The sequence below is a fragment of the Paenibacillus hunanensis genome (assembly GCF_014645615.1).
GTDB classification, from domain to species: Bacteria; Bacillota; Bacilli; order Paenibacillales; family Paenibacillaceae; genus Saccharibacillus; species Saccharibacillus hunanensis.
Genome location: NZ_BMMB01000005.1, coordinates 557228 through 580662 on the forward strand (window position 1 = coordinate 557228; position 23435 = coordinate 580662).

The 23435-nt window shown below is 46.0% G+C and carries 22 protein-coding genes and 1 pseudogene; 4 read left to right on the forward strand and 19 right to left on the reverse strand.

What is annotated here, in order from left to right:
• Positions 1-319: 319 nt before the first annotated feature.
• On the reverse strand, positions 320-1201 hold the full coding sequence (locus IEX62_RS13490; protein ID WP_188776027.1) for a phosphotransferase family protein: 882 nt from the start codon (positions 1199-1201) through the stop codon (positions 320-322).
• A gap of 119 nt (positions 1202-1320) precedes the next feature.
• The gene (locus IEX62_RS13495; RefSeq protein ID WP_188776028.1) at positions 1321-1587 is read right to left on the reverse strand and encodes a SunI/YnzG family protein; all 267 of its coding nucleotides are present in this window, start codon (positions 1585-1587) and stop codon (positions 1321-1323) included.
• Between the two features lie 117 nt (positions 1588-1704).
• Here IEX62_RS13495 and IEX62_RS13500 point away from each other — a divergent pair, with 117 nt between their 5' ends.
• Positions 1705-2085: a hypothetical protein gene (locus tag IEX62_RS13500; RefSeq protein WP_188776029.1), complete on the forward strand. Its 381-nt coding sequence runs from the start codon at positions 1705-1707 to the stop codon at positions 2083-2085.
• Positions 2086-2233: 148 nt separating this feature from the next.
• On the opposite strand, the gene IEX62_RS13505 is transcribed toward IEX62_RS13500, so the two are convergent.
• The 8 genes from IEX62_RS13505 to IEX62_RS13540 form a co-directional block, all read right to left on the reverse strand.
• Positions 2234-3976, reverse strand: coding sequence for an ABC-F family ATP-binding cassette domain-containing protein (locus IEX62_RS13505; protein WP_188776030.1), 1743 nt, complete (start codon positions 3974-3976; stop codon positions 2234-2236).
• A gap of 148 nt (positions 3977-4124) precedes the next feature.
• On the reverse strand, positions 4125-4406 hold the full coding sequence (locus IEX62_RS13510) for a hypothetical protein (protein ID WP_188776031.1): 282 nt from the start codon (positions 4404-4406) through the stop codon (positions 4125-4127).
• A 133-nt stretch (positions 4407-4539) separates the two neighbouring features.
• Positions 4540-4821: a hypothetical protein gene (locus IEX62_RS13515; RefSeq protein ID WP_188776032.1), complete on the reverse strand. Its 282-nt coding sequence runs from the start codon at positions 4819-4821 to the stop codon at positions 4540-4542.
• 133 nt (positions 4822-4954) lie between these two features.
• On the reverse strand, positions 4955-5626 hold the full coding sequence (locus IEX62_RS13520; protein WP_188776033.1) for a hypothetical protein: 672 nt from the start codon (positions 5624-5626) through the stop codon (positions 4955-4957).
• Positions 5627-5943: 317 nt separating this feature from the next.
• On the reverse strand, positions 5944-6546 hold the full coding sequence (locus tag IEX62_RS13525) for a suppressor of fused domain protein (protein WP_188776034.1): 603 nt from the start codon (positions 6544-6546) through the stop codon (positions 5944-5946).
• 181 nt (positions 6547-6727) lie between these two features.
• Complete coding sequence (locus tag IEX62_RS13530; protein WP_188776035.1) at positions 6728-8047, reverse strand: TerD family protein; 1320 nt, start codon at positions 8045-8047, stop codon at positions 6728-6730.
• 258 nt (positions 8048-8305) lie between these two features.
• Entirely contained in the window at positions 8306-9139 is an 834-nt protein-coding gene (locus tag IEX62_RS13535) for a serine/threonine-protein kinase (RefSeq protein WP_229685763.1), read from the reverse strand.
• A gap of 257 nt (positions 9140-9396) precedes the next feature.
• Positions 9397-10827, reverse strand: a complete 1431-nt coding sequence (locus IEX62_RS13540) for a VanZ family protein (protein ID WP_188776036.1) — start codon at positions 10825-10827, stop codon at positions 9397-9399.
• Between the two features lie 435 nt (positions 10828-11262).
• Here IEX62_RS13540 and IEX62_RS13545 point away from each other — a divergent pair, with 435 nt between their 5' ends.
• Positions 11263-12246 (forward strand): YndJ family transporter, encoded by a 984-nt coding sequence (locus tag IEX62_RS13545; protein WP_188776037.1) that lies wholly within the window; start codon positions 11263-11265, stop codon positions 12244-12246.
• A gap of 277 nt (positions 12247-12523) precedes the next feature.
• The gene (locus tag IEX62_RS13550) at positions 12524-14572 is read left to right on the forward strand and encodes a NosD domain-containing protein (RefSeq protein WP_188776038.1); all 2049 of its coding nucleotides are present in this window, start codon (positions 12524-12526) and stop codon (positions 14570-14572) included.
• Positions 14573-14685: 113 nt separating this feature from the next.
• Here the strand turns inward: IEX62_RS13550 and IEX62_RS13555 are convergent, their stop codons facing one another.
• On the reverse strand, positions 14686-15372 hold the full coding sequence (locus IEX62_RS13555) for an NAD(P)-dependent oxidoreductase (protein WP_188776039.1): 687 nt from the start codon (positions 15370-15372) through the stop codon (positions 14686-14688).
• Positions 15373-15593: 221 nt separating this feature from the next.
• On the opposite strand from IEX62_RS13555, the gene IEX62_RS13560 reads away from it, so the two are divergent.
• Positions 15594-16160 (forward strand): TetR/AcrR family transcriptional regulator, encoded by a 567-nt coding sequence (locus IEX62_RS13560; protein ID WP_188776040.1) that lies wholly within the window; start codon positions 15594-15596, stop codon positions 16158-16160.
• A gap of 164 nt (positions 16161-16324) precedes the next feature.
• Here IEX62_RS13560 and IEX62_RS13565 read toward each other — a convergent pair whose 3' ends face one another.
• The 8 genes and pseudogenes from IEX62_RS13565 to IEX62_RS23800 all read right to left on the reverse strand — a co-directional run bounded on the left by IEX62_RS13565 (position 16325) and on the right by IEX62_RS23800 (position 23108).
• Positions 16325-17824 (reverse strand): aldehyde dehydrogenase family protein, encoded by a 1500-nt coding sequence (locus IEX62_RS13565; protein ID WP_188776041.1) that lies wholly within the window; start codon positions 17822-17824, stop codon positions 16325-16327.
• Positions 17825-17851: 27 nt separating this feature from the next.
• A complete protein-coding gene (locus IEX62_RS13570) occupies positions 17852-18937 on the reverse strand; it encodes a 5-methyltetrahydropteroyltriglutamate--homocysteine S-methyltransferase (protein WP_188776042.1) in 1086 nt (361 codons plus the stop codon).
• Positions 18938-19203: 266 nt separating this feature from the next.
• Entirely contained in the window at positions 19204-19602 is a 399-nt protein-coding gene (locus IEX62_RS13575) for a hypothetical protein (RefSeq protein WP_188776043.1), read from the reverse strand.
• Positions 19603-19722: 120 nt separating this feature from the next.
• Positions 19723-19833: pseudogene (locus IEX62_RS23795) on the reverse strand (GNAT family N-acetyltransferase); the annotation flags it as partial.
• Between the two features lie 116 nt (positions 19834-19949).
• Entirely contained in the window at positions 19950-20576 is a 627-nt protein-coding gene (locus IEX62_RS13580; RefSeq protein ID WP_188776044.1) for a DUF2306 domain-containing protein, read from the reverse strand.
• Between the two features lie 429 nt (positions 20577-21005).
• On the reverse strand, positions 21006-21725 hold the full coding sequence (locus tag IEX62_RS13585) for an SDR family NAD(P)-dependent oxidoreductase (protein WP_188776045.1): 720 nt from the start codon (positions 21723-21725) through the stop codon (positions 21006-21008).
• Between the two features lie 68 nt (positions 21726-21793).
• On the reverse strand, positions 21794-22174 hold the full coding sequence (locus tag IEX62_RS13590) for an Imm1 family immunity protein (protein ID WP_188776046.1): 381 nt from the start codon (positions 22172-22174) through the stop codon (positions 21794-21796).
• Between the two features lie 406 nt (positions 22175-22580).
• Positions 22581-23108: a hypothetical protein gene (locus IEX62_RS23800; protein WP_229685764.1), complete on the reverse strand. Its 528-nt coding sequence runs from the start codon at positions 23106-23108 to the stop codon at positions 22581-22583.
• Between the last annotated feature and the right edge of the window lie 327 nt (positions 23109-23435).

Sequence of the window (23435 nt, forward strand, 5' to 3'; positions counted from 1 at the left end):
TTACAATCGTGGTTGAATATATCAGTCGTGACTCTGCTTTCTTCTTACCTATCTGATTATAAAAAAAAGCTACTGACAACGTGATGTCAGTAGCCTTTTTAGAAATTTTACTGGATCGTTACTTTCTATAGTCTCGTGTAGCAGCCTTGATGGGGATACTTTCACTGCACGCCTGCTGTATAGTAGTATATTTCCCCTACGTACAATGGGTCGTTCCAGCCCCTCCATTCTGCTCACTTCTCAGCATTGCATTGGCCTCACATGATCTGCCCGATCTGTATAAGATCCATATGTACCATCCAGATCGTTGTTCTTCCCTCTACTCCCCCACAATTGCTCGCAAGGTACTGATACTTTCCTGTAAAAATCTCTGATTCTGCTCCATCCCTCTACTCTTACACCAAACGACAGCACTGAACGCATCGTAAAAGCTATAAAACGCCAGTACATCCTCCAAATCCATCATCGGACGCACCGTTTCATATCCTTCAATATAAGCTGCTCGAGTCCCCGGATAGACCTGCCATAGATAACGATTCACCTTCGTAAAATCAATCTCTGCCGATCCTCCACGTGCACTCTCAAAATCAATAATGCCCGCTACACGATCGCCCGCCACCAGAATATTGCCAGGCCTAAAATCCATATGTACCAGACAGGGCCCATCCACTTTCGGCAAAGCATAGAACACATGGTCAAAATGCCGTACACATCGCGCATAGAGCTCGGCATCAAGCACCTCACTACACGGCTGCTTCCAAGCCTCAAAGTTTCGCTGAATATACAATCGCCAATCGTTATCTTCAAGTTGCTGGAACCCACCCGCAGTATGCACACCAAAGCCCGGCATCTTCACTTCATGCATCATCGCATGATACGTCCCGATCTGAAAAGCAAGCTGCTCGCCGATCCCCTCTGTGCAGGGCGCACCTTGAATGGCAGACAGCAGTAATGCCCCTGTCAGATGCTCATCTCCGTACCAGATATCCAATACCTTCGGCACAGGAATCACGCCTTGCAGGGTGTTCAGTATAGCAAACTCACGGTGTAACTTATCCCGGTTAAACGGAATTTTGACATACACCGTTTCCCCATCAGCCAGTGTGAGCTTGTACACTTCCGAGCTGAATGATTCCGGCACATCGTGTAGGGTAGAGACGTTTAATTGTAGCTGCTCGATAACACGAAGAATGGAATTCATGACAATCCTCCTATCCATAAAGCGGATCATACCAGATATGGAGTGACTTTTTAAGTATACACAGATGTACTATTTGTTTATTAGGGGCGATCCAAATGGATGCGTGGTACATCTAGTTCCTATCTAACTTCCATAGCCGAGTGGATCGTATTCATAATTTGCGTATAGTTCGTCGTAAATAATATGTAGTTCTGTGTCTTCGTCTGAATCGCTACTCGATCGGTCGTTCCATAAGGTGTCCCGATACGAATCGCATCTGCTTCCTTGCCACCATACGTATCGTCCAGCGAGACGCTGACAATATCCGCAATCGGAATGACGATTTTGCTGAGTTGATACTTGATGATGATATCCTGATCTACTTTCTTTACATCGAGTCCTAGCATGTTGGGGTTCCTCCTTTGGGTAAAACAGGGATACGTATATGATATCATAAGTGGGAGGAAAATCCATTTTGAGCGCGACAGTCCATAGATGGAGATAAAGGAGAGGCGAATCGACATATGAAGACTTCACTTCGCAATATCACTGTACATGATCAAAAGTTTGTATACTGGTACACCAGCGGTGCTTGTTTCACCTTGAATCTGTCTGTTAAGGGCGATAAAAATAGTACGATTACTTTGTTGTTCCAAGCAATATCACCTCCTGAGAAGCCTTATACGTTTTGGGCATTTTATGACATCGTTGCACAGCAGAATGAGACAGAGGTGATCCTTCACGTAGCGCGACCCAAGCATATTGCTGAGATTCTCACATATTTGTTAGATCAGCGACGTGAGCTATGGCTTAAAGGAAAGCCTCAGATTATCGAATCCGGGTGGGGGATTTTAGAGGAGATGGGCTATGCTGATCCGAAGCCAGTATGGGTTACGGAGTGGTAGTACAATTTTAGATAAAGATATACGAGCTTCTAAGTATACTGATAAACAAAAAGCTCTCCAGATCGGAGAGCTCATGTAATCACGATTCTAAATTCAATACTCGTATCTATTCAGTAAAGAATGATACTAAGCAGCCTAAGACTAAAATCTACAGCGCCTTAATCAATTCCTCCAGCTCATCCACCAACACTTTCGCCTTCTCAAAATTCGTATCCTTCAGCGCCAGCTCGATCTGCATCTCTACAGCCTTCTTCTTCTCTTCCGCCTGCAAATAATCCTTACTAAAATGACTTGCATAGATCATCTGTCTGAACTTGCGCATGCTCATTTTGCGGATCGTCTTGTTATCAATAATTAGCACATAATCCATCCCATTCACGACCGAATAGAAATCGTGGGAGATCATTAGAATGGCGCCTTTGTAGTCAATAATCGCCTTCTCCAGTGCGATCTGTGTGTAAATATCCAGATGGCTGGTCGGCTCATCCAGCAGCAGCAGATTTGCTCCGCTTGCAGCTACTTTTGCCAGTTGTAGAATATTCTTTTCGCCACCGGATAGCGATTCGATCTTCTGATTCAGGATTTCGCCCTCGAATCCGTGTGTAGCGAGGTAGGCACGCACGTCATCATACGTTGCGAATCCGGCTTCGATGAACTCGTGCAGCATCGTGTTGGAGCCTTGCAGCGTTTCGTCCTGTAGCTGTGACAGATACGCTACCTTGGCATCGGTATGGATCGTAATCGATTCATGGTTGTTTTTGGCAATGTCACGCAGTAATGTCGTTTTTCCCGTTCCATTGGCACCGATAATCGCGACTTTATCCGTTGCGCCGATCTCGAAGCTCACGTTTTCCAGCAACAGCTCATCGAAGGCAGCGCCGTAGTTTTGCACGCTCACCACGACCGTATCCTCGGTCAGTGGCTGATCCATCTCAAAATGAATCGTCGGCTGCTTCACATCAACGAATGGTGCTTTGATGCGGCTTGCTTCCAGGCGCTCCTGTAGCTTCATTCTCGCCTTCAGCGCTCTACCACGCGATTCATCTGAATTGTAGGTCGCGATCGTGCGCAGATTATCGATAAGCGCCTCATTACGTGCCACTTCCTCGGCTTCTGCAACGGCAATCTCCTGCATCTCGATCTTCGTCTGTAGTAGAGAGAAGTTATAGTCGATATAGCGTCCGTCGAACTCCTGTAGCTCTTTATTTTCCAGATGAATGATCTTATTGAAGCAATGATTCAGCAGGTAGCGGTTATGCGTTACGACCAGCAGCATCCCTTTATGGGAATTGATCAGCTTTTTGAGTGCATTCAGATTTTCAAAGTCCAGAAATACATCCGGCTCGTCCATGATCATCAGATCGGGGCGACCCAGCATTTCCTTCATCACCTGCACCAGCTTGAATTCGCCGCCGCTCAGGGAGGAGACATCTGTGTCTTTGAGCTTCATCAGATTAGCCAGATTAAGCTGCTTGTTGATCGTATTTTCAAAATTATGCCCGTCCACTGCATCGAATGCGTCCAGTGCCAGCTGGCAGCGCTCCATCAGCGCATCCATATCGTCTGTCGTTTCCATCTCTGCGTAGATCGCGTTGATCTCATTTTGCATCTCGATAAAGGTTTCCCCGATATATTCAAACACCGTCATCGTTTCTGCTCGATCGACCTGTGAGAACTGGCTGACATATCCAATCGTGCAAGCTGGATCGATCTCTAGCTTGCCATCGAACAGGTAGTTATTGGGCTCCAGTAGAATATCGACCAGCGTGCTTTTGCCACTGCCGCTCGTTCCGATAAAGGCGCAATGCTGTCCTTCTTCCAGTGTAAAAGAAATATTCGTATACAATTCCTTCTGTGGGAACGAGAAGGACAGGTTATCAACTTTAATCATTTGTGTTACCTTTCTTTGCAGCTAAAATGGGGGTGAATCTCGGATGTACTGCATAACATCCCGTTTGCGTGTGCCACACCTCAGAGTACCACTGTTTATGGGGGAGTACAATGGATTTGTGAAGGTAAAGCATGTATCTTTTTTATCGTTATAGGTCTTGCAGCAATGACGTATCCAAATTCGCTCTGCCCAGATACCCACTGCATAGAACAGGCCGCTCGGCAATCTCATAAAATTTATTCATATCCATAGCATCGTTCCGACCCCACACCTCAAATGAATCGAATTCTTCCTTGGAAATCTGGTGGTACTCCGGTGTATCGGTAAAGCCTGTTAACACTTCATACGCATAAATATCCTCGCCAAATTTGCCGACAGAATGGTATCCGCCTTCCTTCAGGCGCACATACTCTTTGTAGTGGAAGCCCATGATGATCACGTGTCCTTTCGTTGTGTAAAGGTATGTAATTGCTCCAGCTATATCTTTTCAGAGCTCAGCTAGTGTTAAGGATAGGAGCTACGTATAACGCCTGCTTAATGAATGGAGAGCCTTTCATCTTTACTTACAGATCCTGCAATCGCGACGTATCCAAATACTCGCTCCCCAGATAGCCGCCGCACAGTGCAGGCCGATTCTTAATCTCATAAAACTTCTTCATATCCATTGGCTCCTGCTGCCCCCAGCTCTCAAACGAATCGAATTCCTCCTTCGAAATCTGGTGATACTCCGGGGAATCTGCCACGCCAGTTAGAATCTCATAGGCATAGATATCCTCGCCAAACTTGCCTACGGATTGATATCTGCCCTTTTTTAAACGAACATAGTCGGTGTATCGGAAAGTCATGATGATCACGCTGCCTTTCGCTGTTTGCTAATGCAATTTCGGTATAAAACAATTTCAAAAATGCTCCAAAACCAAAAGTCGATCGATCCGGTACTCCTTGTGATAATCCATCCTGCCCCGCTAACGATTACCCTCAAGAAAACTGCCAGAAGCCAGCAACAGGCTGCGTGATCTCATTCTTGTCTATTTTAGCGTACACATACAATGCACCAAAACCGAACGGATAACTGCCGTCCTCCGCGAGCAACGTTTCCGGGTAGCCCTCCTCATCCACTTGCAAGAGGAACGAGAATGATTGCTGCTGTAGCTCGGTTGTGTAGTAGTCCTCCTGCTGGATCAACCTTGGCGTACCGCCTACTTTGATCAGAAAAGGCGATTCCATCGAGTCGAGATCACTAACCACTTCGCTTTGAGAAATGCTGTGCTTGATCAGACTGGGATGTGTAAAGATATCCTTGCTACTCTCGGGTGAAATGGGATGCTCAATCACCTTGATCACACAATCTGGATAGATATTATGCTCCACATACTCGTCATAATCCGTCGGAACAAAAATCGAAATCATCTTCTCGGGATTGAATGGATGAAGCAAACTCAGGTAAAAGAGGTAGGTTAAACCTTCCAGTTGTGTACGAATCGCTTGTTGCTGATCAATGAGATTGTTTTTATTTTTATCATCAAAATATGCTGGCGCATTGCCACCGATCCAGCCTGCTGCATCTTTATTCAATACCTCTGCCTGTGCATGATACACTATGCAGTCTGTTCTATGCTCTAGTATAGGAATGGGATTCTTCATCGTCATAGTCCGACTCCTCTATTAAGAATGTAATATGGTGTGATTGAGACGATCTGTAACCTGAGGTAGCCATACAGTGTAGCTTCTGAATAGGTTGGATGTACATGTGAGATGTTATGTGTGATATGCCTTTTATATGAGAAGATAGCTACGTTCACCCCCATACGCCTGCTCTACTCTCCATACACTGACTTACTTCACTGAACTCAGCTTGTTTGATTATCCGGTATGATCATTGTACGCTTCGGATGAACCTATACGTACGGAAGTGCTCTGCCCTACGCTACCTTAACTATCTTCATCTATCCCTACATCCGGGCGACCTACTCCCGACAGGGATCAATAATCGAATATTCACTTTCTTCCACATACGAGTCGAAAGCCTCCACACCCTCCTGCAAAATCAGGCTAGCTTCCTGCGTAGTGATCGGCACCGCCCAGATCATCTGAATACTCTCATCTCCCACCTGAATCGTCTCCAGCTCCTCACTCTCTCCCCTCAGCTCATCCAGTAAAAACGCTCTGGTTGACCAGTTATTCGGGGCAAGCTCGCTTTCTCCCATCACCCGGGGGATGCGAGAATCTGGAGCCACCTCAATATGATGCACGAGCAGATCACACATATATGCAAATATACGTTCAGCCGATTCGTCTCCCAACTCCGCTGTCAGCGCAAGCATCCACTCGGTACCGATCGATTGCCCATTGGAACGAAGCGTATTGGATAATCCAACCGTCGCAAATCTAGCGATATCGTCCTCATCAGCTGCCGGAAAATAATAAATTTCCACATGAATGGCTCGATCTGGATGATTCAGCAGCACTCGATAGGCTGGCATCGACCACTCCCGAATATATGCACCCAGAATGATCGATCTTCGAATATCGAATGCCAATTGTTGCTCTGGATTGAATGCAGTCACCATATTCAACACGCTCCTATTTTCTGCATGATCGGTTGGAAAATCTATCTATGTTCATTACACGACTTCTTTATTATGGAGGAATATACTCCACTCAACAATAAAAGCTCAAGCGGCTACTCTGCTTGAGCTTTATTATTTTGGTGATGAGCTGTATGGTTACTCCTTCTAGCTTCTGGAGCAACTATTTATAATCATTCACAGGCCCTTCATCCATAAGCACCTCAACCATACCTGAATCCCCCATTTGGAGCATTGGACGATACTCCGAGTTTGGCTCGCTGTATAGCTCCAGTGGACTGATGATCACGCCGTCTGCTGTATTTTGCAGGATGCCGGGTACGCAGGTATAGATCTTATCGTTATTATTGGCGTTTTTAGACGATATCGTGACAGATGTTCCCTGGTGATTGTCGATACTCATCGACACCTTATACCGATAAAATGAACCCGTCCCATTCGACTGCGCTGAGTATACAACTGGTACCACAGCTAGAATATCATCTCGCAAGCGTAGCTTAATGACCTCGGTCTTCGTCGTCTGATGGCTTCGACCAACATCGCCCATATGCTCGACCGCACCGTTACCAAAGCTTTGCAGTGGAGGCACATCCTCTGCGCCGAACATTGCGACATCGACCTGTTCGCCAGACCTGGTATAGACGAGCGCATAGATATCGTAATCGGTTCCCGTTTGCCACGATACGGTCGCCGTAATCTCCGGCGTTTTCTCAATCATGACGGATTTCTGTCCTTTTTCAAGATTGACCTTACCTGTGACCTTCTGAAGATTAATAGAAGAGAGCAATGGCTGAGTATTAGGCGCTGCGGGAGCAGACGCGGGTGTCTCCGTTGGCTGTGTGGAAGCCAATGAAGGCAATGCAGACGATTCGGAAGTAGTAACAGGCTGTGGAGTTGCTTGAGCAGGTGGCGGTGTATGATCGGCAGTCGGCTGCGATGCGGCTGACGAAGACGGTTCATCTGCTTCCACCTCAACACCATAGTTGATGCACAATCCTTCCAAACCAGAATCGAATCCACGCCAGATCGATTTGACCTTTGTTCCGCCATTTCGCAAATACAGCTCCAGCACAATAATGCCATTTTCGCTCTGGAAGCTGGATGGGTTAAGCTGAATACGATCATTATCGGTAGCGATTTCAGCGGTTAGATGGTTTACATTTGCAAAGCCAGTGCTGTTATCCTCGGTCAGTGTGACCGCTATTTTCGTAATGCCGACCGGAGCCTTATTCATATCAAATTGCAGCTTATGTACCTTTGTATTGCCGATTTGCTCGGAGGGTAACAGGGTCGCTACTCCTGTCTCGCTGGTTGGCTGATTGTAAAAAATAATGCCGCTATCTCCCTGTACCTTGTCCTGATCGGTAAGCAGGAACGCGGTTAGAGAGACATCGATAGCAGGAGAAATGTCATGGCTGATCGTAATATGACCGCTCGCCGTAGTTAAACTCGTATTGGCACCCATTGGAAGAACCTGATTCATGCAAATCCACTCCCGTTTATGTATGACTTGTATTGAAATTTTTTTGCACATTCATTATGAAATATCGAGCATCTACATTCAAAATATGTACTGATTCACCCATCGTAACACAGGACGATCATAGTTGGGATATATACATATACAGAAGGAAGACCGTTCCCCTAGCATGATGTTGTTGCATCAGTTTCTTTCCTCTTACTTCATTGCTGTGCTGGTCTTGCATGGGTACTGCTACGATCTTGGTTGAATTCATTTGTATCAATGACTACTCTTCATCGCTTTGTTCCATGCCTCAAAGTATTCACTAATCGATGAATAACGATCCTCTTTGCTCATACTAACTGCCTTGAGCGCAATCTGGAATAGCCGTTCATCCGCTTGCCATGTCTCCCGATTCCGCTCAATTCCACCACCGAACAATTGAAAGGCAGTAGCGCCCATCAGGAATACATTGGATCGCTCATCAATCTCTGCGCCTAGCTCAATCTCCTCTGGTGACATATAGCGACTTGATCCCCACATCCGTCCCATCGTATTGATGACTGGCTTGGGGGCATAAAATTCGATATCGCAAATTCTAGTCTCATCGACTACAAAATCATACATCATACATCCATCATAAAAGTCTAACGCAATATATCCCTTTTCGTTGACATGAATATGAAATTGCACGATGGCCTCATACACCGTGAGCTTCTTGTCTAATGGTAGTACCAGGAATTTCTCATACGAAGCATACTGCCTGCCCATACAATCTCCTTCAAACCACTCAAATACCGTTATATAGCCGCCCGGAATCTCCTTATGCTCGATGATTCCGATAAGGGTTGGGTGACGTAAATCCTCGTAAATAGCAACGGTAGATTGCAGCCGCTGGATCGCCATATCTGGGTGGGTATGACTGTATACCGTTGCTGCACCTGCTACTTTTATAAAAAGCTTTCCTTGATCATTCTGCACACCAAAACAGATATACCCAGAATCCTGACGATCAAATACAGCAAACACCTTGCCATACTCCGCTAAAAAGCTAAAATCAAATTCCTCTTTCAACTCAAAAGTGATACCATCGATCGTTTGCGTGATCATCATGTACGACCTCCATATCTCATTTCGTCCTGTGCGCTGGACGGGAGCTTATACAGTTATTACATTCTTATAAATTGATCATACTATGAAGGCTTAAACTTTTCTTCTAACTAGATAATCTAAGTTTGATCCCGTAGATCGTTATCCAATTATGACACATGACTAAACGATGGAGATAGGAGATTGCCTATAACTACACATCTCAAAACAGTACAACGATTCTTATTCTACCGCAGTAACGAAGCAACAAGCAGCTTCATCTACGCATTCGACATCGCAGGTATGAGCGTTTCCCACTGCTCTCCATTCACTGTTCCAACAAATCGATACACGGGCTGGTAATATCCTTTCGAATCATACGTATAGACAAGCGCGTACTTCTCAATACGCAGGCGATCGCCTTTTTTCAGATCATTGTACACGTAGAAATTCCCTCCAAGAACTTGCGCATAAGCCTGTGCCGGACTTATGATCTCCACTTTGCGCACATACTCATTCTGATTCATCGCATAAAATAAATCACGAGGCGCGCCCCCATCCGTGCTAGCAGGCATCAGCATTACCATTCCATTGGCAAAATCCATTTCGCCGTCAGCAACAGCATCCAGCGGCTCACGGATATCCCATCTCAGTGTATCCTCATTCTGTATGCTGAATGTCGTGTTCTCAGGCAGCATATCATGATCCAGCATCCACTTTTCATAGAATGCTCTGTGCCTTGTTAGCTCCTCCTTGCTGAGCTTCATCTCGTCTCCACTCTCACCATATACCTGCCAGCCGCCATCCTGTAGGTTATAGCTAAACGTGTACGGATGACCGTCCGAATCGTCAAATAACCAGATTCGATTCATTCCATCTATTCGCTTCTCTTGCTGCTGGAGCTTGAAGGACTGCTGTACCAGCGTAGCCATACGCTCTCCGTATTCCAGATTATAGATATGATGATTCACATAGAGTGAAACAGGCTTCGCCTGCTCTGGTAGCCTGGCATCTAGCTTCACCTCGACTCCGCTCATGTTCTGCTTGATCGCTGGTCGAATCGAGAGATTGCCCAGCTCTTTGGACTGATACACGGCTAATGCACTGGTGAACAATAGGACAAATGCCATCGGAATACATAGCGCAAGCCCGGTTGATTTGAAGTCTAGCTTTCGCTTCGCCATGCTACTTAATATCGCCTGCATGATCAGGTAACCTGCTATACTGCCAATCGTATTATGGAAAATATCGTCCAGCTCAAAAATCCCTCTTCCACTCAGCATCTGGATCAGCTCAATACCGATCGTTACGATGAAAGACACCACGAGCACAGGCGTAAAACGCCGTAACCTTATACTCAGTAGCGGCAGCAAAAAACCAAGCGGCATGAACATCATCATATTAAAAATAATAAGCTGAAATTCACTGAGCGACCATTGATTCCAAGCACTCCGATAGCCACTAAACAGTCGAAAATTCACCCAGCCCTCAAAATTCGCTCCCCTGCTGAATGTCGTTAACATCATGACCAGACCAAACCACATCACCAGCAAATACCCTGCTACAAATTGTGCTATCGAAAATCTTCTCTTGCCACCCCTCTTGCGGTATACCGTATACAAAAGGGAGATCACGCCTAAAAACACGAGTGCGATCGCCAGTACCTTTGGTAGAAGCGGTAATAGTGTGCTCAGTATGCCTTGAATATCCATATGTGTACTCCCTTCCATGTCGCTGTATGAATACGAATGCGTTTCGCTATAAGGAAGACGCTACTTGTGCGTATTGTGTAACAGCTTCTTCAAAAAATGATAAGGAAGTCTTGATATTTCATGGATAGCCGCAGTTCGCTGAATATATTCTGGCGCACGGTACGAGTAGGATACGAGCAGCGTACGAGTAAGATTCGACCAGCCTAACCACATGGGTAAATGAAAGAAAAAACCACTCCATGAGATGAAGTAGGCTGCTTCATAACGACAGCATCAATCATACTGCACATCTATAATCTCCTCCGTGTACAAGGTATATCCCCAACTAACTATGTTAAACTATGACCAAAGAGTCGCCCGTTCATCCCCACAAATGTATAACGAACAGCACCACCTATCGATAACCCAGACAAAGCATACTCGAAAGGAGCCTTCATGCACCGTTTCTCGAAGCATCTATTAAAGTCGTCATTCGTACCGTTCCTGCCTGGTGCAATTCTAATCATCCTGCTATTCTCTCTAGATTATGTCCAACTCCAGCTCGTTGAAAAATTCCTGCTATTTGCCGCTTTTATCATCGTTCCGCTGGTCATTGTACTGTTAAAATACGACGACAAGAACACCAGCCAGCGTATGATCTATACAGCGATCAAGCGGTTTCATTTCCCCGCAGCACTGCTTGCGCTAGCGTCTGTGATGAGCAGTACGATGTGGGGCTGGCAAGGTATAGCGCTACCAGGAGCGCTCTCCCTCGGCTGGCTTGTCCTCACCTTGCTGCTTGGTGTATATGGAATCATGACGATCATCGTACATAAGGGGAAAATAGCCGAATGGGCAATCGGTGCTGGACTGGTTTACTTTTTCATCGGTGGCTTGTGGTTCACGTTATATCAGTATCAATGGACGGTATTCCAGGCCACTCCAGCAACGCATGCACTTAGCTCCATCCATTTTCATTTTTCGTCTGCGATCGTTCCTATTTTCATCGGTATGCTGGGGCGGATTATGACCAAGCGTAGCTGGTATCCATGGATCGTTGTCGTCGACATCATCGGGCCGATCCTGATCGCGATTGGGATGATCGTCTCGAAGCCACTGGAATACATCGGTGTTGCTCTATTTGCCTGTAATATTGTGATCTACACGACGTATCTGCTTACGTATTTGAAGCGGAATCCATTATATAAGAGGGCATCTGTCTTTCTCGTGCTTTCCTGTCTCGCCTTCTATACGGTGATCGTCATTTCCATGTTCTATCCCTTGCTGAAAAGAAGATTTGCCTTAACGATATTGGACTTCATTCCAGTATATGGCGCGCTGCACGCGTTTGGATTTGTATTATGTGGGCTTGTAGGCTGGGTGTATATGGCAAGCTCAATGGATGCTAGAAGGGGCAAGCTTGCTTACGAGAATAGATGAGTGATCCCTTTTGCCCAATCATGAGAATATCGATGACTAGTGATCTATGAAAATCAATAGCCTTCGTCCCCTTACGTACAGGATGAAGGCTGTTTGACGATCATTATTGGATTGTATAGAACGCTATCCTGCCATGTAGCTTCCACTTTCCTATATCTCTCATTCCATCTACTTTCTAGTATAATAATTCGATACAACCACCATTTTAAAAGTAGCCCGCCTGTAGCTGTGAAGCAAGCTGAATGACTGGCTCAAGGTAGGCAGAAGGAGATGAATTATGGAATATCATGTAGCTGTACATGGGAATGATCGGCATTCAGGAACCGCAGATCAGCCGCTTCGCACGATATCGCTTGCTGCTGCTGGAGCAGTGGCTGGCGATACCGTTATCGTTCATGCAGGTGTATACAGAGAATGGGTGAATCCGGCGAATGGAGGAACCGCAGAGCATCGCATCGTTTACCGCTCCGCAGGTGACGGCGAGGTCGTGATTACCGGAGCGGAACGGATCACCGACTGGAAGTCCGAAGGAGACGATGTATGGCGCGCCGAAGTACCGAATTCGATCTTTTCCGTGCGTAATCCGTTTGCCACCGAGCTGAGTGGAGACTGGTTATTTGACGGGGCGTTTCCTGTTCATCTGGGTGAAGTATATCTGGACGGGAAATCGTTATACGAATGCGACAGTTTTGAAAGCGTTCGCAATCCAAAGGTATGGCAGGACGCCAAATATGCTGACGATTCTCTACTCGTCTGGTATGCCGAAGTCGGTTCGACGACGACTACCATCTGGGCTACCTTCGGTGGAAAAGATCCTCGTCAGGAAAATGTAGAGATTAACGTGCGTCCGTACTGCTTCTGGCCGGATCAACCGGGGCGTAGCTATATCACCGTCAGTGGCTTCACCCTTTGTCAGGCTTCTCCCCAGTGGGCGCCACCAACAGATTATCAGGAAGGCTTGATCGGCCCTCACTGGAGCAAGGGCTGGATTATTGAAAACAATACGATCTGTGAATCGAAATGCGTAGGCATCAGCCTCGGCACTGCCATCGGTACAGGTCACCAGCCGCCAGAGAAGCAGAGTAAAGGCGGTACACAGCGAGAGCAGGAAGTGATTTTACGCGCATTACACGCGGGCTGGCATAAGGATACGGTCGGCAGTCATATCGTTCGTGGTAATGTGATTCACGATTGCGAGCAGGCTGGCATTGTCGGTCATATGGGTGCAGCATTTAGCCAAATTGTAGACAACCGCATCTACAATATCCATCACAAACGGCTTCGACATGGCGCAGAAGTCGCTGGCATCAAGCTGCATGCAGCGCTGGATACGCAGATTATGGAAAATAAGATCACGAGCTGCTATCGCGCGCTCTGGCTGGATTGGCAGGCACAGGGGACGCGAATTAGCCGCAATGTATTTTGGGATAACCTATCGGAAGACCTGTTCGTAGAGGTGTGCCACGGGCCGTATATGGTCGATCATAATCTGTTCCTGTCGCCGATGAATTTTAGAAATATGGCGCAGGGTGGGGCATTTGCTCATAATTTATTTGCAGGTCGATTTGTCGTTCGCTCTGAGGTTACGCGTGTGACGCCTTATCATTTTCCACATGAAACGGCGATGGCAGGGTACTCGAATATTACGGGTGGGGATGATCGGTATTACAATAATATCTTTATCGGCGATGGTGATGGGGAGAAGGAGCCTGTACCGATCACGTTTTTCGAGCATCTTCCGTTGAAGCCACGGGATAATGTTGGCGAGGATGGGAAGACCGTGATGGATGGAGTGCCGGACGATTCGATTTGTTACTTACATGCTGTGGGACTCGGTGGGTATGATCAGCATCCTAATTTCAAGGATAAGCGCTGGTGGGAGTATACGAAGGAGGAGCTTATCGAGCTGGGAGATGCAGCGAAGGATTTCTTTATCGGGAATTCAGTGCTTCCGGTAGCGATGGGTGGCAATGTGTTCCTGAATGGAGCGGTTCCGAGTCGGCATGAAGCAGATGCGAAGACCGATGCGGCGAAGTACATACAGATTGATGTGGATTCTATGCATGATGAGGTGCGCGTTCGGGTTCAGATCGATGGGGCTGAACAGCTTCGGGGCTATTCTGCTGCTATGCGGGTTACGACCGATCTGCTGGGTAAGGCGTATCATGCGAATATGGGATTTGAGGAGCCGGATGGGGCGCCGTATCAGCTGGATGCGGATTTTATGGGAGTGAAGAGATCGGATGAGGCTGTCACACCGGGGCCTTTTGAATGGGCTGAGCATGGTGCAGTTGATAGTGGCAGTACAGTTGAATTTGAGATTTAATATTATGAGGGAAGATCCAGTCATTAGAGGTGGCTGGATCTTTTTTTATGAAGTGGTTGGTTATGCGATAACGCAGTAACTGCGGAGAAAGGTGCAGACACGATGCATGCTAGTTATCGCCCAACATTGACAATCGTTCTGTCCCAGTCTGGCTCACTCGTCGCTGCTCGCACAAGGCAATCCGCACAATCGGCAAAAGACAATGTTCGCGTCATACTAATTCGTGCTCCGGGCGCTGCTATATAGCTTAGTGTAGCATCTGTGTCAGTCATTCCAGTTGGTCTGACAATAATCCAGTTCAGGTTACTATGCTGTACAGTATGCTCAGCGATTCCTTTATCCTTGATCGCCTTCGAGAGTATATGGCGATTAATACCCAGCAGACATCGATTACCGATCGTAAGCTCTCTCCCATCGCTCAAGCCAATGCCACTCTGCATCACAAGACGCTGAACTCCATTACGCTCACACGCCTCCACAATATTCTGAGTTCCCTCCGACATCACCGTACCTGGAGAAAAATTAGCCGCAATCGCATTCGGAATGCTTTTCGCCATGAACGTACCCGCTGGAGATGATTTCGTTGGGCCTATACAGCTGATAACCACCTCTGTATCCGTAATAGCTTTCCATATGCTGGTCGCGTCCAACACATCTGCTTGCCGAGTATTCAGCCGCTCTGCTGGGTTAATTCTTTCCGGTCTGCGTGCTATTGCTACCACCTCATGTCCTAATTCAAGCGCACGCTCGACTACTTTTCTTCCCGTTGCCCCCGTCGCTCCAATGACCGTAATTCTCATACATCCATTTCTCCTTTATCTTCTCAATATGATGTGCTTTTATTCCCGTATCTCGTAATGCTCACCCACTCTAAAATGCACACTAGTGCATTAAGTGTCATCTATGTATAATTGTATTCAGATATCGAATGGTTACAATTTCTAAAAAAGCGCATTACGTGCATTAGTTCACGAATCTTATATAATTGTGCATTTATTATGCTGGAAAGCAGGTGGCTCTTATGGCCTCTACGGTAGATCGAAGAGTACGCAAATCTCAACAAGCGATCAAAAAGGCAATGATCGAGCTATTGGTCGAACAAAGCTTCGATCAAATTACGATACAGGATATTGCCGACAGAGCAGATGTGAGTCGAAGAACGATCTATCTTCATTACACAGATAAATTCGACCTTCTGGATAAACTGATTGAAGAGCATATGGACGAACTGCAACAACTGTGCGAATCAACAGAGGATGATGTCGATTATACCGATCCTGATGTATTGGTCATATGGTTTGAATATTTGGAAAGCCATGCTTTATTCTTCTCGGCGATGCTGGTGAGCACGGGAAGCCCCATTTTCCGCAATCGATTCCTTGCATTTTTCCTTCAAGAATTAGGAAAGGGAACCGAACCAGCAGTAACGGATGAGGTCAATGTAGATATTCAATTTCTAGGAGCAGCTATTTTAGGGGTCGTCGAATGGTGGTTCAAAAATGAACAGCCTCTCCCTCCTTCTGTTATGGCAGAGCGGGTAGGGGCACTGCTTGAGCGGAATTTGGGAGCTAGTGTACCACTTGATTGAAAAGGCAGATTATAGTTTAAACAGGAAACGAACCCCCTGTAAAAGCTGGCTTTCCACCAGAAAAGCGCCCTGTTCACCGATTCTCCAGAATCAGCCAATAGGGCGCTTTATTAAAACCTATACTCACGCACAACGGCACTTCGTACCAACAACCTCGATCCCTCTTACTCCGGAATATAAGGCAGATCCAGCATCTGCGGCACATTGATCACATGCTGCTCTGTATACGTGCGAATACCTTCTACACCATACTCCCGACCAATCCCAGATTGCTTGAAGCCGCCAAATGGGAAGCGAACATCCAGCCCCTGCACCGCAGCCGTATTAATCATCGTCGTTCCAGCCTCCAGCTGACGCGCTACAGAGATCGCATCCTCTTCCTTGCCCCATACCGAGCTGGTCAATCCGTAGATGCTTTCATTGTGCAACTGAACCACCTGCTCTTCATCATCAAACGGCAAGATCGGAACGGTAGGGCCGAATTGCTCCTCCACCACGATTGGATCATGCGCATCACAGCCCAGAACGAGCGTAGGTTGCAGATAGTATCCTTCATCAAACCGCTTCTGATCCAGAATACGTCCAAGCGGAATCACCTTCGCGCCGCGTTGCTTCGCATCTTCGACCAAACTCAGCACGTAATCCCGCTGCTTCACATTATTAACCGGGCCGACTGTCGTGTCTGGATCGAACGCATCGCCGATACGAATCCAGCGATTCGCCGCCTCGATATACTTCTCTACAAACTGATCATAGATCGAGCGGTGCACATACACACGCTTAGCGATCATGCAGATCTGACCCGTCGTCAGGAAATTGGAAACGACAATCCGGCGCATCGCACGCTCATCCTCAACGTCAAAGCTATCCAGGAAGATCGCCGCATCATTTCCGCCCAGCTCCAGCGTCATATCTTTGATCGTATCTGAAGCCGCCTTGATAATATGCTTCGCCGTTTCCGTACCACCCGTAAAAGCGATCTTCGCGACATGTGGGTTCGTCGTCAGCTCCACACCCACATCCGCAGCTCCATGTACGACATTGATCACGCCTGCCGGGAATTCGCTTGCGATAATCTCCGCTACTTTTGCTGCTGCCAGTGGTGCATACGGACTTGGTTTCAGCACGATCGTATTGCCCGCCAGCAAGGCAGGGGCGATCTTGATCGTAGACAGGGCAATCGGATAATTCCATGGGCTGATCGCCGCTACTACGCCGATCGGGTCATACGACAGAATCGTTTTACCGTGATCATGCTCCTGAACCTCTTCCTTGAGAGCCGCTGCTGCTTCATTACATACAAACTCCATCCACATCAACGACACATAGATTTCGCCATGTGCATCATATAGCGGCTTGCCATGCTCTCTGGATAGCAAATGCACGATTTCGTTCTCAGCTGCTCGAATCTTTTCAATCGCTCTACGCATGCTCACGATGCGGTCTTCGATATCAGTCTTCTTCCATGTTTTGAACGCAGCTGCTGCCGCTTCGATCGCCTGGACAGCCTGTTCCTTCGTCGTCACAGGGAAATAGCCTACGATCTCGGACGGATTGGACGGATTTTCTTTCGCTGATTGAGCAACGGACGTTACATTATGTCCATTAATCAACGCTTCAACGGTCACGATAGGAACAGCATGCTGATCTGCTTGAATTGTCATGTGATAACCCCTTTTTATCTAAATAGATTACGCCCATACCTCGTCTGCAATTTCCTTCACATAACGCAGCTTACGCCACTGCTGGTCTTCCGTTAAAATATTGCCCTCTTCCGTCGACGAAAATCCACATTGCGGGCTTAGACAAAGCTGCTCCAACGGTACATACGTAGCCGCTTCGGCAATCCGCGCCTTAATGTACTCTTTATCCTCAAGCTCGCCTGTTTTGGAGGTGAGCAGACCGAGTACGATTTTCAGGTCTTTGCGATTCACATGCTTCAAGGAATCAAAGCTACCTGACCGCTCATCGTCAAATTCCAAAAATAATCCGTCTACGTCCAAGCCACCAAAAATCACCTCAGAAGCATAATCATAGCCGCCCGTCGAGAAATAGTTCGACTTATAATTGCCCCGACAAATATGCATCGTCACGACTAAATCCGCTGGCTTATTCGCCAATGTCTCGTTAATCATGCGCTGCATCGTCTTCAGCTCTTGCGCTGGCTCCAGCCCTTTAGCGCGCAGCTTATCATGCCCTGCTTCAGAGAACAGGTCTGCCCATGCCGTATCATCCAGTTGCAGGTAACGACAGCCTGCATCATAGAACGCTTGAATCGCTTTTTGGTACGTGGCGATCGTATCCTGTAGGAACGCCTCGCGATCTGTATACACATTCGCATCATTTTCTAAGCGATACAGCAGCATGTTCGGACTCGGAATCGTCTGCTTTGCCACAGTATCACCGGCATGCTGCTTGACGAACTTGAAATCCTCTAGGAAAGGGTGCGTCGAGAAATCGACTTTGCCAACAACGCGAATCCCGCCTTTACGCGTCTGCATGTTGTGGAATTTGGGTCCTTCGATCTGTTCGTACAGCTCTACGCCATCCAGACCACCGAGAAAATCAAAATGCCACCAGCTTCGGCGCAGCTCGCCATCTGTAACTGCAAGCACACCGTTCGCCTTCTGCTTTTCGATGATGCGGATAATTTCCTGATCTTCTATAGCTCGTAATTCCTCGTGTGTGATGCTACCTGCTTTATATTGTTCACGCGCCTGACTCAAGTTGCCAGGACGTAAAAAGCTACCTACATGGTCGTGTCGGAATGGGATCATATGGCTTGCTCCTTCTACCTTATTGTTCCTTTGAGTATAACATGAGGGAAGAAGAGTTCTGTCATATGAAAAAGGTATGTCTGGTCATATGGTGGGGCTATAGCAGGTGAGCTAGATAGAGAGATTAGATAGAATAGTCACGTTAATCGAAGCTTTGATCCATTGCCCGTTTGATACTTGAAGCTGCACGATAGTATCGGCATAATCGCATGGAATCATACATATGCGGCTGAGTTTATAAAGGATCACGAATCGAAGTTATGGCATTAAGGTCTAAAATGCTTCCGTGCCACCTTAACGCGATGAAACGTAATTTCCTCCTTCTGATCTCCATAGACAAGCACTGCTTTAAAATCTAATCCGTTTAATAAAGGAGCTGGAATGGTCGTCACATCAATGATTGTAGTTTGATTGAGCTGACCTTCGATAGATCCATCGTAGACGCGAAAGTAAATTTTCACTTTCATATCGGCTTCTCCAGTTTCCTGAGTTGCTTTATTTCGGATCAGCAACGTCGATTCTTGGGGAGCAGGCGTATTCGATTGGATCACCTGTAGCTGAACATCGAACTGTTCAGAGTCGGTTTCATACTGCGAAGCATCATAAGATTCCGTTCCGGGCGGGACACAAGCTGTAGCTATCAATACGAAAATCAGGCTGAACATGAAGGGGATTATTTTTTTGTACAGAGGGATCACCTCCGATTTATTAACGGTTACATAATGGAATAATTAGAGTTCTACAAAGAAAAAGGATTCTCTTCCATTCGTCACAAGAACAGATCACGAAGCTACACTCGATAGATTCGATGCAACAAAATGCTTTTGATCTTCAGACATTTCCAAGTTAAATATGAGACGGCGATTTTCTAACGTGATTATTCGAAATGTAATCATATGGATTAAATTCTAGAATTAGTATACTTCTACTTCATAGCAAAATCTAATATGTAAAATAAAACTGCGTCATGAATACGCAGTTTTACAGATCATTTTGAGTTGGAAGTTATGAATCAGTATTGCTGCCGCAACCTCATTCTACGAATCACGGTTTCAATAACAATCAGATTCGGAATCCAACATGCCCAGGCGACAATCCGAAATGCCGCCTCAAAATCACCAAGCAGAATAGCCAGCGGCGCTAACAAGATGCGAAGCGTGACCGCTGAAAACGTAAGCGCATAACTGCGAAGCATCCATACTCTATGCGCCTGGACATCTTTGGCGATAATTTTTCTTACCGCAGTTAGTGTAGTCGCAACCCACAATACATCGAGCGACATGAACCCAAGGCTAGAAACCCACCCTCCTGTTGCAAACAGGGATAAATACACATTCACGATCCCACTAATCATAATCGAAGCAACATATCCATACCCCAATCGGCGATGCCAGCGTCTTCTGGCAGAGGTTGGCTTTATAAATAGCTGAAATGGCCCTATAACCAGGGCAAATACTGCGGTGAAAATATGGGCGTATAGCACATAGATCCATGGTTGAAGTTCAAAATTCGGTTTTGTTAATTTGAAAGACACAAGTCCAGCACTGCTCGCTTGAAGAACGCCGTACTGCACAATAGCGTATCCAGCAATTGCAAAGGCAAGAATGATCACGAGTGCCCGAAGCGTTTTATTTGCCATAGTAATAAGCCTCCTCCTTTAACTGTAGAAAAATAATTTATCGCTTTGATCGGTAGAATATTTATCCTAAGTATACGGGAAGGAATGCTATGGTCTTTGCCTTTTCCGGTGGAGTGTTTGCCTGATTCGATAGATTGTAATTAAATGCCAGAGCTAAAAAAGAAAAATCCGCTGAGCTGTACGCCCGCGGAAGTTGAACATCTATTTATGTATGGGTTCATTGCCAATACTGCTAGCTCTGACGTTACCTTATGCCACCTCTAGTTAGAGAACAAGCACAAATAAAAGTTTGACCACAATCCACACATTCATATATTCATATATTCATATATTCATATATAAAGTCAAAACCACTCCTTATTATAGGAGTGGTCGATAGGAATCTCTCTTATTTCGCGTATATTGCACTATAACTCTCTATCCATTCCACTACGCATTAGCATCCAACATGGCTGGCATATTGATCTCTTTCACACAGGAAGCTTTGGAAAGGTTCATCACACATTTCACTAAAGAAACCATATCCTGAAGCGGAATCTGTGTGCCCTTGTGTTCAGTCAAGACTTTCTCCACTCCATCTTCCAATGGAATCTGGGTCGCAATTTCACCCGGATTGATACAGGTCACACCGATCTCATATTTCTTCACATGCTCTCTGATCGCATTGCCAATCCCGCGCAAACCGAACTTAGAAGCGGCAAATGAAACCTGCGTAAAATCATTATGCTCCAGACCTGCCGTCGAACCAATCAAGAAAATTTTGGCGTTATCTGACTGTTTGAGATTCGGTAACAGCTTCTGAATACTAGTAATCGCAGAGGTGACATTGATGTTAATGATGTTGACGATCTCAGCCGGATCATCCTGCTCAAAATCATAGTCATCCCGGAAGCCTTTGCTCTCCCATATCCCTACATTGTAGATCAATACGTCTAATCGAACGTTATGTAAGGCATTCGCGATCAGATGACTCGCATCCGACTTCGCTAGATCCGCCTCAATCCAATATTTCTGTATACCATCTTCCACATCTAAAATGCGAGGACGCGTGCGAGAAACGACCCAAACCTGATCCCCTTGTTCTGGCAATCCTTGGACAAATGCCTCGCCTAATCCTTTGCTTGCTCCGAATATGATGAAGTTTTTCATAAAGTTCTCCTTTGGCGATGATAGTTTTCTGCTAGAACGTAGCAACATACTTACGCTTGAAGTATAAACTACAATTCCATCCATCTAATACAGGTTGGACGAGTTTTCGTTTTGAAAAATTCTGTGCATGCATCCGTCATTTGTTGAACTGTAATAACCATTTCACTTGCTAAAACTACTTCTGCGCCGTGAATATTCTCGTAAAAGGTAACCGTTTCGTCCCTCATACTGTCATCACCGCAAGAAGCAAAAGTTCCCCTTTGTTCAGAATCTAAAAAATACAACACACAATCATCATCCCGAACAAAAGCACATAGTTGAGGGAAACCACTTTCTTCAAAGGTAAAAATAAACTGATTGGCATTACATGCTGGACGATTTCGAATAAACTCGACCATCTGCGCTTCTGTATTTATTACAATTTCTCCATTAAAATCAGTAGCATACATTTGTAAGACCTACTTTCAGTAACATAAAAAGGATTTTCTCGCCTGTATAGTTCTTGAGGCACTCAAGCTAAACTTTGTCTGAGAGCCGTTCTTATTTTGTCTCATGTCCAATTTTTCTCACCTTACTTAATAAGGGTAATCAGATCACTTTTCATTTGCAATGCTGCTGTTGTCTTGAATTTTTTTTCGTGTAATCAAAATGGAAGCCCGATATGGCAACACTCACTTCTCTGTTCTATCACACCTGCCGCCGAAAAGAAATTCCAGCATAGTCGAATGCATACAAAAAACGAGCCCGCTAAGGCTCGCTGAATGCATTGAAGTCGCTTTATCATTACATGTTCCTTATACTTTTGCTGTATCTGTAATCTGCTCTTTAGATCCATCTACTTGTTAGATCGGTTGGTTACTTCAATCCCGCCTGTGCCTTCGTGAGCAGCTTCCCACCTTGAAAAGCAATCACGGCATTGGAACCATCGCCAGCTGCACCTTTATAGCTGTACACGACCGTGTTCTCCGTTTCACTTAGCGCTTCACCTTCGCCGCCTAGAATGTTGATGACCTCTTCTACGGACATGCCAACCTCCAGCTTCTTATACTGGGCAAATGTAATCAGCACCCCGTCCCCTTTTCCGGCAGAGCCATTATTGCCCGTGCTAGTCGATGTCTGGCTGTTCACACCTTGTCCAGCAGTAGCACCACCAGCTGCATCAAGTTCTGTCATCTTTTTCTCCAATGCAGCAATTTTCTGCGCCTGCTCATCACTTTTAACACTCTGTTCATCGAGCTTTTTCTCCAGCACTGCAATTTTGTCCTGTAACGCACTCGTATCTACAGATGCAGCTGGAGTCGCTTCTGATCCACATGCAGATAGAAGCAGCATGGATAAGACCACACTGGTTCCACCAATTACCTTTTTGTTCAATAGATTCATCTTGAATCCCTCCATTTTCAGATTAGCTAGCCGGTTGTAACGTTATACCGCTATGATTTGCCTCAATGCTCTATGTAAACATATTGATATCAGTTTACCATACAGATTAATCAATGTGCCTGCGCCTTTGGCTCTGAAACTTCTTGATTAGAAGCGTTCTAATATTTAAGCGATTTTGTATATTAACAGGGGTATGTCCCTGTGCTAAACAAAGATTCGTTTCTAAAAATATATCCGCTTGCCCTCATGTCCGCCTCTATGCAGCATTGGATTGTCAATATTAAATCAGACAACTTTTTTAAGGGCTACTTGACGATACTGAACAGG